General features: G+C 70.9%; 13 protein-coding genes and 1 pseudogene. 10 read left to right on the top strand and 4 right to left on the bottom strand.

Going from position 1 to position 13,046, the window contains the following annotated elements:
• The first annotated feature begins 68 nt into the window (after window positions 1-68).
• The 3 genes from OG494_RS41840 to sepH all read left to right on the top strand — a co-directional run bounded on the left by OG494_RS41840 (window position 69) and on the right by sepH (window position 3,081).
• Complete coding sequence (locus OG494_RS41840) at window positions 69-731, top strand: response regulator transcription factor (protein WP_328448340.1); 663 nt, start codon at window positions 69-71, stop codon at window positions 729-731.
• The gene (locus OG494_RS41835; protein ID WP_328448338.1) at window positions 728-1,879 is read left to right on the top strand and encodes a sensor histidine kinase; all 1,152 of its coding nucleotides are present in this window, start codon (window positions 728-730) and stop codon (window positions 1,877-1,879) included. Before OG494_RS41840 ends, OG494_RS41835 begins: the two co-directional genes overlap by 4 nt.
• 350 nt (window positions 1,880-2,229) lie before the next feature.
• On the top strand, window positions 2,230-3,081 hold the full coding sequence (sepH, locus tag OG494_RS41830; protein WP_328448336.1) for a septation protein SepH: 852 nt from the start codon (window positions 2,230-2,232) through the stop codon (window positions 3,079-3,081).
• Between the two features lie 61 nt (window positions 3,082-3,142).
• Here sepH and OG494_RS41825 read toward each other — a convergent pair whose 3' ends face one another.
• Together OG494_RS41825 and OG494_RS41820 are read right to left on the bottom strand one after the other, a co-directional pair.
• A complete protein-coding gene (locus OG494_RS41825) occupies window positions 3,143-3,496 on the bottom strand; it encodes an MmcQ/YjbR family DNA-binding protein (RefSeq protein WP_328448334.1) in 354 nt (117 codons plus the stop codon).
• Window positions 3,497-3,522: 26 nt separating this feature from the next.
• A complete protein-coding gene (locus tag OG494_RS41820) occupies window positions 3,523-4,143 on the bottom strand; it encodes a DUF2537 domain-containing protein (RefSeq protein ID WP_328459183.1) in 621 nt (206 codons plus the stop codon).
• Between the two features lie 205 nt (window positions 4,144-4,348).
• Here OG494_RS41820 and OG494_RS41810 point away from each other — a divergent pair, with 205 nt between their 5' ends.
• On the top strand, window positions 4,349-5,296 hold the full coding sequence (locus tag OG494_RS41810) for a cold-shock protein (RefSeq protein ID WP_442874347.1): 948 nt from the start codon (window positions 4,349-4,351) through the stop codon (window positions 5,294-5,296).
• Between the two features lie 218 nt (window positions 5,297-5,514).
• Here the strand turns inward: OG494_RS41810 and OG494_RS41805 are convergent.
• Both OG494_RS41805 and OG494_RS41800 read right to left on the bottom strand, forming a co-directional pair.
• Window positions 5,515-6,046, bottom strand: a pseudogene (locus tag OG494_RS41805) (IS5 family transposase); the annotation flags it as partial.
• A 44-nt stretch (window positions 6,047-6,090) separates the two neighbouring features.
• Complete coding sequence (locus OG494_RS41800; protein WP_328448332.1) at window positions 6,091-6,897, bottom strand: TrmH family RNA methyltransferase; 807 nt, start codon at window positions 6,895-6,897, stop codon at window positions 6,091-6,093.
• A gap of 211 nt (window positions 6,898-7,108) precedes the next feature.
• On the opposite strand from OG494_RS41800, the gene OG494_RS41795 reads away from it, so the two are divergent.
• The 6 genes from OG494_RS41795 to OG494_RS41770 all read left to right on the top strand — a co-directional run bounded on the left by OG494_RS41795 (window position 7,109) and on the right by OG494_RS41770 (window position 12,957).
• The gene (locus tag OG494_RS41795) at window positions 7,109-8,608 is read left to right on the top strand and encodes a glutamate--cysteine ligase (RefSeq protein ID WP_328448330.1); all 1,500 of its coding nucleotides are present in this window, start codon (window positions 7,109-7,111) and stop codon (window positions 8,606-8,608) included.
• Between the two features lie 9 nt (window positions 8,609-8,617).
• Window positions 8,618-9,217 (top strand): TetR/AcrR family transcriptional regulator, encoded by a 600-nt coding sequence (locus OG494_RS41790; protein WP_328448328.1) that lies wholly within the window; start codon window positions 8,618-8,620, stop codon window positions 9,215-9,217.
• 72 nt (window positions 9,218-9,289) lie between these two features.
• Window positions 9,290-9,958 carry a biliverdin-producing heme oxygenase gene (locus tag OG494_RS41785; protein WP_328448326.1) on the top strand — a complete coding sequence of 223 codons (669 nt, stop codon included), beginning with the start codon at window positions 9,290-9,292 and terminating at the stop codon, window positions 9,956-9,958.
• Window positions 9,959-10,155: 197 nt separating this feature from the next.
• Window positions 10,156-10,779 carry a superoxide dismutase gene (locus OG494_RS41780; protein WP_247058440.1) on the top strand — a complete coding sequence of 208 codons (624 nt, stop codon included), beginning with the start codon at window positions 10,156-10,158 and terminating at the stop codon, window positions 10,777-10,779.
• Window positions 10,780-10,882: 103 nt separating this feature from the next.
• Complete coding sequence (locus tag OG494_RS41775; RefSeq protein WP_328448324.1) at window positions 10,883-11,686, top strand: arylamine N-acetyltransferase family protein; 804 nt, start codon at window positions 10,883-10,885, stop codon at window positions 11,684-11,686.
• 224 nt (window positions 11,687-11,910) lie between these two features.
• The gene (locus OG494_RS41770) at window positions 11,911-12,957 is read left to right on the top strand and encodes a hypothetical protein (protein ID WP_328448322.1); all 1,047 of its coding nucleotides are present in this window, start codon (window positions 11,911-11,913) and stop codon (window positions 12,955-12,957) included.
• The last annotated feature ends 89 nt before the right edge of the window (window positions 12,958-13,046 follow it).

Genomic DNA, 13,046 nt, shown 5'->3' with positions numbered 1-13,046 from the left:
GGGGATTCCGGCGCGCTAAGCGAAGTCGCTTATGCGGGGCTTATGGCCCGCCTGGGCAGACTGGGCGGGTGCGTGTGCTGGTGGTGGAGGACGAGCGGCTGCTCGCCGACTCGGTCGCGGAGGGCCTTCGCCGCTTCGCGATGGCCGTCGACGTCTGTTACGACGGCGAACAGGCCCTCGAGCGGGTCGGGGTGCACGGCTACGACGTCGTCGTCCTCGACCGCGACCTGCCGAAGGTGCACGGCGACGCGGTGTGCGCCGCCGTCGTCGCGGCGGGCGGCGAGGCGCGGGTGCTGATGCTGACGGCCGCCGCCGACGTCACCGACCGGGTCGCCGGACTGGGCCTGGGCGCCGACGACTACCTGACCAAGCCGTTCGCGTTCGCCGAGCTGGTCGCCCGGGTGCAGGCGCTGTCCCGGCGGGCGAGGCCGGCGTTGCCGCCGGTGCTGCAACGCGACGGCGTCGTGCTGGACCTGCCGCGGCACCAGGCCGCGCGCGACGGCCGGTTCCTGCAGCTCTCGCCGAAGGAGTTCGCCGTGCTGGAAGTGCTGATGCGGGCCGAAGGCACGGTGGTGAGCGCCGAGGACCTGCTGGACAAGGCGTGGGACGAGCACGCGGACCCGTTCACCAACGCGGTGCGCGTCGCGGTGATGACGTTGCGCCGCAAGCTCGGCGACCCGCCGGTGATCGAGACGCTGCCCGGCGCCGGCTACCGGTTCGGCACGCCGTGAACGCGCTGTCGGTCCGGACCAAGCTGACGGCCTGGTACGGCGGGCTGTTCCTGCTGGCCGGGCTGGTCCTCGTCGTCATCGACTACCTGCTGGTGCAGGGCACGCTGCCGGACCCGGCCCGGTTCGCGACGGCGTCCCTCGGCTCGGCCGACGCGGCGTACGGCATCCCGGACGACACGATCATGGCGCCCGCCGGCATGGCCGTGCGCCTGGTCAGCGGCTCGCTGGACGAATACCGGTCCTCGACGCTGTCCACCCTGGTCGTCAACTCGGCGATCGCGCTCGTGGCGACGGCCGCGCTCGCCGTCCTGTTCGGCTGGCTGATGGCCGGGCGGGCGCTGCGGCCGCTGCACGACATCACCTCGGCCGCGCGGCGGCTCGAGGCGGGCAAGCTCGACCGGCGGATCAACCTCGAAGGCCCGCCCGACGAGCTGAAGGAACTGGCCGACACCTTCGACGGCATGCTCGACCGGCTCGCGGAGTCGTTCGACAGCCAGAAGCGGTTCGTCGCGAACGCGTCCCACGAGCTGCGGACCCCGCTGGCCGTGCAGCGGACGCTGATCGAAGTCGCGATGGCCGATCCCGAGGTGGCGCCCGACCTGCGGAAACTCGGCACGCACCTGCTGCACACCAACGAGCGCAGCGAGCGGATGATCGAGGGCCTGCTGATCCTGGCCCGCAGCGACCGCGGCCTGACCGCGCGCAGCCCGGTCCGGCTCGACCAGGTCGTCGCGGCGGTCGTCCGGGCCACCGCGGCCCAGGCGGAGTCGGCGGGCGTCAAGGTGGAGACCCGCTTCCGGCCGCGCACGGTGGCGGGCGACCCGGTGCTGCTGGAGCGGCTGGTGACGAACCTGCTGGTCAACGCGATCACGTACAACGCCCGCGGCGGCTGGGTGTACGTCGAAGTCCGCGCGGACCCGGCCCTGGAGGTCCGCAACTCGGGCGCGGTGGTCCCACCCGAAGCCGTGCCGACGCTCTTCGAGCCGTTCCGGCGCATCAACGGGGCCGAGCGGACGGGCGACACGCGCAACGCCGGCCTCGGGCTGTCGATCGTCCGTTCGGTCGCCCACGCCCACGGCGGCACGGCGGAGGCCCAGCCGGGCAAGCGCGGCGGGCTCACCGTGACCGTCCGCCTGCCGCCAGGCTGAGCGTCGTGAGTGTTTAGGGCGGTTCTAACCGCCCTAAACACTCACGACCTGGCAACCCCCGCGACGTCCCACGCGTCCCAGTAGTCACACCAGTCCCAGAAACCACAGGGCCCAGCGGACTGGGCCAGTCGGAGGAGATTTTGCCGGAACACGCGGAGGCGATCCACTCGATCGTGACTTTGCGTGGTCGGCGTGTCACACGGATGCCGCTGACCAGGGCACGGATGATGCGGGAGTCACAAAGTGAACAGTGGTCCTTTGGGTGATGACTCGGCGCGCCTCGCACGTCAAGCCGACGCGCCGTTCTAACGTGGGCACCCACAACGGTGAAGCATCGGGGAAGGCGAACAATGCGCACGCTACGAGTGGTCGGGTTGCACGAGGACGGTAAGTCCATCGTGTGCGAAGACCCGGCGAGCCGTACGCAATTCCTCCTCCCGGCCGATGAGAGACTGCGCGCGGCGGCGCGGGGTGACATCACCCGCCTCGGCCAGATCGAAATCGAGTTGGAGAGCCAGATGCGGCCACGCGAGATCCAGGCGCGAATCCGCGCCGGCGAGTCAGTCGAACAAGTCGCGAGCGGCGCCGGGATCTCGGAGCAGCGCGTCGAGCGCTACGCCTACCCCGTCCTGCTCGAGCGGTCCCGGACCGCCGAGCTCGCGCAGAGCGCGCACCCGGTCCGCGAAGACGGCCCGGACGTGCAGACGCTCGGCGAGGTCGTCGCGTACGGCTTCGGCGTGCGCGGCCACGACTACTCGCAGGCCACCTGGGACTCCTGGAAGGGCGACGACGGCCGCTGGGTCGTCGTACTGCGCTGGAAGGCCGGCCGCTCGGACAACCGCGCGCACTGGGCGTTCGCCCCGGGAGCGCACGGCGGCACCGTGACGGCGCTCGACGAGAACGCCGAGGTCCTGCTCGACCCGAACGCCTACCGCCCGCCCCGGACGGTCCGCGCGCTCAACCCGGCCCGCGACGCGGAGTTCCAGCCGACGCTGGATTCGGTGTCGCCGGACCACGCCGAGCTGCCGGCCGCCGAGCCGGACCCGGACGACGACACCCGCGAGATCCCCCGCGTCCCGGCCGACCCCGAAGAGGAGACGGCCACCGCGGAGGAACCGGCGCGGCCGAAGGCCAAAAAGAATCACCCGATCGTGCCGTCCTGGGAGGACGTGCTGCTCGGGGTCCGCTCACAGCGCGGCTAGACCCAAACGCCCCAAGGCGGCCTTGGTTGCGTCTGACGCACTCAAGGCCGCCTTGGCGGCGCTACTCCACCAGCGCGGCGAGCGACTTCGGCGCGACCAGGCGGTAGGCCTCGCGCACGATCCGGTCGATCTCGGCCCAGTCGACGTCGACGTCCAGGCGCACGCCCAGCCAGCCGCGCGGGCCGACGTACGGCGGCTTGAAGAACCGGTCCGCCTCGGTGCGCACCAGCTCCTCCTGCACGCCGGCGGCCGCCGGGCACCAGAAGGCGAGCCTGCCGTCGCCGTGGTGGTCGTCGGCGAACATGACGAAGGTCTTCTTGCCGCGCACGAACCATGCCGGCGAGCCGTGACTGAGCCGCTCGGTCGCCTCCGGGAGGGCGAGGCAGAGCTTCCGCAACACGTCCAGCTGCTCCATCGCGCCAGTATCCCCGTTCCGGCCCGTCAGGCGCCGCCGAAGGCGATCACCAGCACGCCGACCCAGGCGATCAGCACGCCGCCGGCCGCGCCGTAGGCGGCCCAGCGCAGGATCGGGGTGCGGCGGATCAGCCACAGCGACGGCGCGATGCCGGCCGTCACCACCACCGACGCCACCAGCGCGAGCCAGCCGCTGGTCTCGCGCGCCAGGGTCGTCGCCAGCGCCAGCATCGCCACCACGACGACGGCCGCGATGAACGCCGAGACGATGAGCCCGGTCGGCCACGGGGTCGGTTCCCCGGGCGGCCCCGGCGGGCCCAGCACCGTCCGGACCAGCTTGCGGCCGGTTTCGGGCTGCCGCGGCGGCGGCTCGACGACGATGTCGGCGCCGGTCACCGGGTCCACGAACCGCACGGCCGTGCCCATCACCGCGGCCAGCCGGCCGGCCAGCTGGCGGCCGCGCTGCGAGACGACGGAGGCCGCCTCCGCACCCGGGTCGGCGGACACGGCGGACGCCACCCGCGCCCACTCGTGCAGGGCCTGCGCCAGGTCCCCGCCGATCGCGAGCTTGTACGGGTCCACCTCGCGCGCCCGGTCGCCGCCCGGCCCGGCCAGCACCGCACGCTCACCGCGGATCCGCAGCTCCATGGTGTCCCCGTGTCCCTTCACGCCCGAGTTCCCCCGAAACACTAGGAGGCACCTTAGACCTGGTCTCAAATCTCGGCGTGTCGCCAGGTGAACCAACGGCCCGCCCCTGGCTCCGCACCGCCCGCCTGTGGACCCGGCCCGACGGACCGGAGGTCTGTCAGAGAGACTGGGGGCCAGTGCCCGCCCTCTCGACCTGGAGCTGTTGATGCCGCAAGGGACCGTCCGTTGGTTCGACGCCGAACGGGGTTTCGGCTTCCTCGCGCCCGAGGACGGCTCGCCGGACGTGTTCGTGCACGCCTCCGAGATCGTCGGGGACGGCGGCGCGAAAGTGCTCCGCGAGGGGCAGGCCGTCGTGTTCGAGGTCGGCGAGAACGACCGCGGGCCCGAGGCGCTGCGCGTTCGCGTCACCGCCGATGCGGCCACCGGCGGCGCCGTGGGCCTGCTCGGCACCGTCACCTGGTACGAGCCGGGCAAGGGGTACGGCTTCGCGTCGCCGGACGGCGGCGGCGCCGACATCTTCGTGCACAGCTCCGCCATCGTGACCGGCGGCGTGGTCACCGAGGGGCAGCGGGTGGCCTTCCTGATCGTCGAAGGCGAGCGCGGCCCGCAGGCCGGGCACGTGATCCCGCTGGGAGCAGGGGCCGGCTCACCCGCTGCGGCCGGTATCGCGGACGGTGCCGACGGCACGGTGGCCTGGTACGACGAGGACAAGGGCTTCGGCTTCATCAACCCCGACTCCGGCGCCGGGGACGTCTTCGTTCACGCCCGGGCCCTGGCCGAGGGGCTGACGTGGCTCGCGGAGGGCGACCGCGTCGCCTACGAGGTGGCCAGTGGAGACAAGGGTCCGCAGGCCCGCGACGTGCACCTGGTCCGGGGCGCCGAGCCCCAGACGGCGCCGCAGCGGTCGGCACCTGCCGCGGCCGCAGGGCCGGCGGCGCGGGACGTGCCCGTACGAGGCGGCGAGGGCGTCGTCGCGCGCTACGACGCCGACCGCGGCTTCGGCTTCATCACCCCGGACGCAGGCGGCGACGATCTCTTCGCCCACGCGTCCGTGATCATGGGGTCGGAGTCGCTGCAGAAGGGTGACCGGGTCCGGTACGCGGTGCGTCAGAGCGACCGGGGCCCGCAGGCCGACCGTATCGAACGCCTCTGACGAGGCGGCCCCACCGATGGCTGATCACTTCCCGACGAGAGTGCTCGTTCATCCCCGTCGATGGTGCCGTCGGCAACGCGGCTGCAGCCTCCTCCAGGAGATCGATCTCCCTCGTGGTGACAGGGGCCCCGTGCCGACCCGAGGACCTGCTCCGCGCTCAGAAGCTCACCAGTCACCTCCACCCGACGACACAGAGCTACCGATGTATCCCAAACGAGTGAGATACCGCGGCGGGTGAGGCAGCGGCGGTAGTCGTAGCCCTCGTCGGCGTGCAGCTTGTCCGGTCGGCATCGTGGCCGGCCCGCCCGGCCGTGGTGGCCGCGCACGGTCGGGTTCGTGTCCGGCAGCGGCTCGAACATCATGCTGTCGTGGGTGTTTGCCGCCGACAACATGATGTGCAGCGGTAGCCCGTTCGCGTCGCACAGAACGTGGCACTTGGAGCCGGCTTTACCCCGGTCAGTGGGGCTGCGGCCGGTCAGCTCGCCCCCTTTTCGACCGCACCGACACCGCGTCGATGCAGCCTCTGATCCGGTCGAGCTCGTCGATGGTGGACAACTCGTCGAGCACGAGCTGGTGCAGCCGGTCCCACACGCCGGCGTCCTGCCACTCACGTGACCGCCGCCACGCGGTGCGCCCGGAACCGCATCCGAGCTGCTCGGGTAGGTCTCGCCAGCGGCAGCCGGTGTCGAGCACGAACAAGATCCCCTCTAGCGCGGCACGGTCATCGATCCGGGGCCGCCCACCCGGACCGGCAGGTTACGCAGTGACACACCCTTGAGTTTTGAGACCAGGTCTTAGTCACCCGAGGCCAGTTCGTAGAACGCGACGGCGGCGGCCGTGGCGATATTGAGGGAGTCGACTCCGGCGGGCATGGGTATCCGCACCGCGTGATCAGCAGCCGCGAGCGCCGAGTCCGTCAGTCCGGGCCCCTCCGCGCCGAACAGCAGGGCCACCGGGCCCGGCGCGTGCTTCCGCAGCTCGCGCAGCGGGACCGAGCCCGGCCGCGGCGTGAACGCGGCGACGGCGAACCCGCGCGCCCGCAGGTCGCCGAGCCCGCCCGGCCAGTCCGTCAGGTGGCCGAAGGGGACGCGCAGGACGTGTCCCATGGAAACGCGCACGCTGCGCCGGTACAGCGGGTCGGAGCAGCCGGGGCCGAGCAGCACGCCGCCGACGCCGAGCGCGGCCGCGTTGCGGAAGAGCGCGCCGAGGTTTTCGTGGTCCCCCACGCCTTCCAGCACGGCGATCGTGCCGGCGCCGGCCACCACGTCGGAAACCGTCAGGGGCGCCGGCCGGTCGGCGATCGCGAGGATGCCGCGGTTGAGGTGGAAGCCCACGACGTCGGCCATCACCTCCGCCGAAGTGACGTACTGGGGCGCGTCCGTCCCGGCCAGGTCGTCCGCCAGCTCGGCGAACCGCCGTTCGACGCCCAGCAGCGCGCGCACCGGGTACCGGGACGCCAGCAGCCGCGACACCACGACGGTGCCCTCGGCGATGACGAGTCCCTTGCCACCAGGGCGGTCCGGGCGGCGGTCCGCAGTGGACAGGTCGCGGAAGTCGTCGAGTCCCGGGTCGTCCCGGTCATCGGTGTGGATCACGGCCATCCGCCCAGTCTGTCATCCGCTTGCCGGGGCGCTCGCTGGTCCGAACGTCGAGTTGCTCTGGTACAAACGGGTTCATTTTGCTGTCGGTTAACTCCTGGTGACGGAGAGCACCAGTTTGGCCGCTAGCACGGATTCAACCGCTGTGAAACGGTTATCCGCCGGGAACCTGAAACACGTACTAGTTCCACGCCGACGCGAAGCAGGGATGGTCATGGGGATGGACCTGGCGGCACAACCGTTCAACACGCTCGATCGAGGACGGTACCGCCGCAAGGTGCAGCGCTGTCTCGACACGTTGGCCCGAATGCTCACCGACGGCAGTTTCTCTTTTCCGCGCAAGAACATCGGCCTCGAAGTCGAGCTGAATCTGGTGGACCGGGAACTGCGGCCGTCGATGACGAACAACGCGGTGCTGGAAGCGCTGGACGATCCGTCGTTCACCACCGAGCTGGGCCAGCACAACCTGGAGCTGAACGTGCCGCCGCGGCCGCTGGCCGGCGATTCGGCGCTCCAGCTGGAAGACGACCTCCGCGCTTATCTCAGCACCGCGTCGGCGAAAGCCGGGGACAACGGGTCGGCGCTGGCGATGATCGGCATCCTGCCGACGTTGAAGCACGAGCATTTCGACCAGAAGTGGCTCACCAACAAATCGCGGTATGTCACGCTGAACGACCAGATCTTCGCCGCGCGCGGCGAACGGACCGTGCTGGCGATGGAAGGCGCGCCGCTGCCGGGCCAGCAGCCGGAACGCCTGCGCAGTTATGCGGAATCCATTCTTCCGGAAGCCGCGTGCACGAGCGTGCAGCTGCACTTGCAGGTGGCGCCGGAGGAGTTCGCCGCCCACTGGAACGCCGCACAGTGCCTGGCCGGGCTGCAGATCGCGCTCGCCACGAACTCGCCGTTCCTGCTGGGCAAGGCGCTCTGGCAGGAGACGCGCATCCCGCTGTTCCTGCAGGCGACCGACACGCGCCCGGAAGAGCTGAAGAACCAGGGCGTCCGGCCGCGGGTGTGGTTCGGCGAGCGCTGGATCACGTCGATCTTCGACCTGTTCGAGGAGAACGTCCGGTACTTCCCCGGCCTGCTCCCGGAAACCGACGCCGAAGACCCGATCGAAGCGCTCGACGCGGGCCAGGCGCCGAAGCTCACCGAGCTGCGCATGCACAACGGCACCATCTGGCGCTGGAACCGCCCGGTGTACGACGTCGTCGACGGCCTGCCGCACCTGCGCATCGAAAACCGCATCCTGCCCGCCGGGCCGACGGTCGTCGACACCGTGGCGAACGCGGCGTTCTTCTACGGCGCCCAGCGTGCGCTCGCCGAGGCGGAACGCCCGGTGTGGAGCCAGATGTCGTTCCAGGCGGCGGAGGAAAACCTGTACGCGGGCGCGCGCCGCGGCTTCGAGGCGCAGCTGTACTGGCCGGGCATCGGCTGGATCCCGCCGGACGAGCTCGCGCTGCGCGTGCTGCTCCCGCTGGCCCACGAGGGGCTGCGGGCCTCCGACGTCTCCGACGAGGCCCGCGAGCGCTACCTCGGGATCATCGAGCAGCGGTGCCTCGCGCGGCGGACCGGGGCGACCTGGCAGCGCGACTTCGTCGTGCACGCGCAGGAGCACGGGCTCGACCGGGAGGCGGCGCTGACCCGGATGCTCGGGCGCTACCTGGAGCTGTCGGAGGCGGGCGAGCCGGTGCACACGTGGCCCGTGGCCGATTAGCCTGGGCGGATGCCGAAGATCCTCGGTGGGTCGTTGGAGGCGCACCGCCGTGAAGTCCGCGCGCGCGTCTTCGACGTCCTGCGCGCCCAGCTGTACGAACGCGGCTTCGACGCGATCTCGCTGACCGGCGTCGCCGCGGCCGCCGGCGTCGGCCGGAGCGCGCTGTACAACCACTTCCCGGACAAGGAGAGCCTGCTCGTCGCCTTCGTCGAGGACGAGGCCGCCCGGTACGTCACCCGGCTGACCGACGCCGTCGAGGCCCAGGCCGACCCGGTCGACCAGCTCGGCACGTTCGTCCGGCTCCAGCTGCGGGTGCTGGCCGAGTACCACATGCCGCCGGGCGCGGCGCTCGCGTCGGCGCTGGCCCCCGCGGCGTACCGGCGGATCAGCGCGCACGCCGACCCGATCACCGACCGGCTGCGCGCGATCCTCGCCGGCGGCGTCGACCTGGGGCGCTGGCCGGCCGAGGACCCGGACGTCCTGATCGCCATGATCACCGCCGCGCTGGGCAACCGGGCGCTGGTCGAGGGGCCGCCGGAGCAGCGCGAAGACGTCGTCGAAGCCGCCGTCCGGTTCGTGCTGCGAGCGGTCGGAGCGGCCAAGATTTAGGGTAGCCTTACCGCCGGTTATGGCTTAGGCTCTTTCTGACAGTGTGTCAGATCGATCGCCGGGAGGCCTTCCATGTCGGTGACCACGGACCTCGACACCCGTCCGTTCTCGGCGACCTTGCGCGCCTCGACGCTGCAGGTGCACGAAAAGGCGAACTACTCGACGTACATGCGCGCGCTGCTGGGCGGCGAGCTGTCGCAGGACGGCTACACCCAGCTGGCGGTCCAGTACTACTTCATCTACGGCGCGATCGAAGCGGCCAGCGACCGGATGGCCGGCGACCCGGTCGGCGGCGAGTTCGTCTTCGACGCGCTCCGCCGGCGGCCGAGCCTGGAGCGCGACCTGGCGCACCTCGTCGGCCCGGACTGGCGCTCGACGATCGCCCCGCTGGCGTCGACGCAGGCGTACGTCGCGCGCGTCGAAGAGGCGTCGTCGTGGGCCGGCGGCTACGTCGCCCACCACTACACGCGCTACCTGGGCGACATCGCGGGCGGCCAGGCCATCCGCCGCCTGCTGGAGAAGACCTACGACGTCGCCGACGCGGGCACGCTCTTCTACCACTTCGAGGGCATCGGCAGCGCCCCGAAGTTCCGCGACGTCTACCGGGCGAAGCTGGACAACGCGCCCTGGACCGACGCCGAGCGCGCCCGGGTGATCGACGAGACGCTGGTGGCGTTCGAGTGCAACGTCGCGGTGTTCGACGAGCTGGCCCAGCGGCTCGACGAGTTCCGCACCGCTTGAATGATCGTCGTCACAGCACCTTGACCTCGACTTAAGTCCAGGTTGCAGGCTCGGTTTCGGGTGGCGCACCCCCGGGTACGCCACTGTCGAACCGGTCGTCCCAAGCAGTGACGACGACGCGCCCCCGCTCGCCGCGGGCGGCCGTGTGCTACTAGGTTCGATACCGGAATCTTGTGTCGAAGACAGAAGGAGGGCCAATGGCCCGCTACGAGCTCCCCGATCTCGACTACGACTACAGCGCCCTGGCGCCCCACATCTCCGGCGAGATCAACGAGCTGCACCACAGCAAGCACCACGCGACCTACGTCAAGGGCGCGAACGACACCCTCGACAAGATCGCGGAAGCCCGCGACGCCGGGGACTTCGGCGGCATCGTCGGTCTCGAGACGACGCTGGCCTTCAACCTGGCCGGCCACGCCAACCACGTCGTGTGGTGGAAGATCCTGTCGCCGGAAGGCGGCGACAAGCCCACCGGCGAGCTGGCCGCCGCGATCGACGAGGCCTTCGGCTCCTTCGACAAGTTCAAGGCGCAGTTCACCGCCGTGTCGACGACGATCCAGGGCAACGGCTGGGGCGCGCTCTCCTGGGACCCGATCGGCAAGACGCTGATCACCCAGCAGCTGCGCGACCACCACAACAACCTGATCCTGCCGACGGTGCCGATCCTGCTGGTCGACGTCTGGGAGCACGCGTTCTACCTGGACTACAAGAACGTGAAGCCGAAGTACGTCGAGGCCCTGTGGAACATCTTCAACTGGGCCGAGATCAGCAAGCGCTTCGACAACGCCGTCGCCGGCGGCAACGGCCTGCTGCTCGGCTGAGCACGCGGTTCGCGAACGGGGTCCTCCACTGTGGAGGGCCCCGTTCTCGTCTCCGGGTGAATTCGCTTGACCTCGAGTGCGGTCGAGGTGTTTGGCTTGAGCCATGGACGTTGACGCGTATCTGGCCCGGCTGGGCGTCGCATGGCCCGCGGCGGCCGACCTCGCGACGCTGCGCACCCTGCAGGAACGCCACCTGGCGGCGGTCCCCTTCGAAAACCTGAGCGTCCACCTCGGCGAGCCGATCGAGCTCACCGAAGAAGCGCTGTTCGCCAAGATCGTGGAACGCCGCCGCGGCGGGTTCTGCTACGAGCTCAACGGCCTGTTCGCCGCCCTGCTGCGCGAACTCGGGTACGACGCTTCCCTGCGCGCGGCGCAGGTCTTCCGCCCGGACGGGTCCCTCGGCCCGCCGCTGGACCACGCGGCGGTCGTCGTCGAGCTCGACGAGCCGTGGCTGCTCGACGTCGGCTTCGGCCGCTTCTCCCGGCACCCGCTGCGCCTGTCCGGCGTGGACGCCCAGCGCGACCCCGAAGGCGACTTCCTGGTGCTGGACGCGCCGTACGGCGACGTGGACGTCCTGCTGGACGGGAAGCCGCAGTACCGCCTGGAACGCCGATCGCGTCCGCTTTCGGACTTCGTGCCACTGGCGTGGTGGCAGTCGACGTCCCCGGCGTCGCACTTCACGCGGTCGCTGACGTGCTCCCGCCCGACGTCCCAGGGCCGCGTGACGCTCTCGGGCGCCAAGCTGATCGAAACGGTCGACGGCGTCCGCCACGAGGTCCTGCTGACCGGCGACGACGCGATCCGCGCCGCCTACCGGGTGTACTTCGGGATGGCGTTGCCGCGCCTGCCCACGCTGCCGGGTGAGAACCCCTTGACGAGCCCTTCGCTCAGCCCGACACTGCCGTGACCCGCACATGAACGGAGCCCCGGCCTGGGGTTCCCAGGGCCGGGGCTCCGTCCGTTCCCGAACTGACTGCCGCTCCCACCACGAAGCGGACGTGTATGAGGTTAGCCTAACCTCATCTCTCTGAGCAAGAGGGCTTCCGGGGAGACTCGGATCTCACTCGTACGGGTGACCCTCAGTGCGCGAACCCGCCGGTTTCTGTCGGTGCGTGCCGATACGGTCACACCGTGAACACAAGGGGGAGCTCCACTCGTACCGCAGCGCTGATCGTCGTCGCCGTCCTCGCCTTCACCGCGCTGCTCGGCGGCGGGGCGTGGCTGGCGTTTCGCATCGTGTTCCCGCCGGTCTCGCTACCCGCACCACCGACGACCTTGCCGAGCCCGTGGCCGGAACAGGGCGCGGAGCCGGTCCGCGAGGTGCCGATGCCGACCGGCGAAATGGTCGCGGCCCTGCCCGGCTACACGGCGAGCCACGTCCTGTGCTCGGCGCTGCCCGGAGCGACCTGGGCGAAGCTGCTCGGCGGGCCGGTCCTCCGCCAGGTCAACGTGATCTTCGGCTGCCAGGTCGTCACCACGACGCTCCGGGTTTCGGCCAAGCTCGGCGACGGAAGGCCGGTCCGGTCCGGTGACGCACCGGAGCAGGTCACCGTCGGCGGCCGTGCCGCCACTTCGTACCAATCACGGTTCTTGAAGGATGCGAGCGTCGTCACCCGGCTGCTCGGGCCAGGCGCGCCGGACTGGGCGAAACCGGTCCTGGAGATCTCCGTCTCCCAGGACCCCCGGGACCAGACAGCCCGCGATCTGCGCGGCCTGGCACAAACCCTCGGCGACGGGATCGTCAACGCCATCACGGCCCCCGGGCCGGCGCTGCCGAAGGCGTCCTACGACGACTCGATCCCGTCCCGCGCGGTCGGGCCGACCCCCGGCAGCGGCATCGTCGACGCCTCGACCCCGATGATCGCGTGGCAGCTCTGTTCCCTGCTGGCCCAGAGCACCCAGCGGCCACTCACCGACTTCGTGCCGAAGCACAGCGGCAAGTGCGAACACCGCGAGGACGGTCTGGGTGTCCAGGCTTCGAGCGACGACTGCTGCACCAAGGACTTCCCCGACCGGATCGGTGGCCGGCCCGCCATGGTCGACAACCCGCGAGTGGTGATCCGGCTCAGCGACGAATCACGACAACAGGTCCAGCTCGCCTGGACGTCCCCACGCAAGTCCGACGAGGAGCTACGCGCGTGGGCCGAGTCGATGGTCCCCCAGCTACTCGGCCGCTGACCTCAGGACGCACGAACCGACCCCCCAGGTACGCGAACCGACCGCCTGGGCACGCGAACCGACCCTCCAGGCACACGAACCGACCGCCT

Origin of the sequence: Amycolatopsis sp. NBC_00438 (assembly GCF_036026695.1) — a bacterium.
GTDB lineage: Bacteria > Actinomycetota > Actinomycetes > Mycobacteriales > Pseudonocardiaceae > Amycolatopsis.
Note: the sequence above shows the minus strand (reverse complement) of the source record. Positions and strands in the feature narration are given on the sequence as shown.

Coding starts and splice junctions, on each gene's coding strand:
- sepH (WP_328448336.1), top strand. CDS start 2,230: ATGCGCACGCTACGAGTGGTCGGGTTGCACGAGGACGGTAAGTCCATC.
- OG494_RS41825 (WP_328448334.1), bottom strand. CDS start 3,496: ATGGAGCAGCTGGACGTGTTGCGGAAGCTCTGCCTCGCCCTCCCGGAG.
- OG494_RS41820 (WP_328459183.1), bottom strand. CDS start 4,143: ATGGAGCTGCGGATCCGCGGTGAGCGTGCGGTGCTGGCCGGGCCGGGC.
- OG494_RS41810 (WP_442874347.1), top strand. CDS start 4,349: ATGCCGCAAGGGACCGTCCGTTGGTTCGACGCCGAACGGGGTTTCGGC.
- OG494_RS41800 (WP_328448332.1), bottom strand. CDS start 6,897: ATGGCCGTGATCCACACCGATGACCGGGACGACCCGGGACTCGACGAC.
- OG494_RS41795 (WP_328448330.1), top strand. CDS start 7,109: ATGGGGATGGACCTGGCGGCACAACCGTTCAACACGCTCGATCGAGGA.
- OG494_RS41790 (WP_328448328.1), top strand. CDS start 8,618: ATGCCGAAGATCCTCGGTGGGTCGTTGGAGGCGCACCGCCGTGAAGTC.
- OG494_RS41785 (WP_328448326.1), top strand. CDS start 9,290: ATGTCGGTGACCACGGACCTCGACACCCGTCCGTTCTCGGCGACCTTG.
- OG494_RS41780 (WP_247058440.1), top strand. CDS start 10,156: ATGGCCCGCTACGAGCTCCCCGATCTCGACTACGACTACAGCGCCCTG.
- OG494_RS41775 (WP_328448324.1), top strand. CDS start 10,883: ATGGACGTTGACGCGTATCTGGCCCGGCTGGGCGTCGCATGGCCCGCG.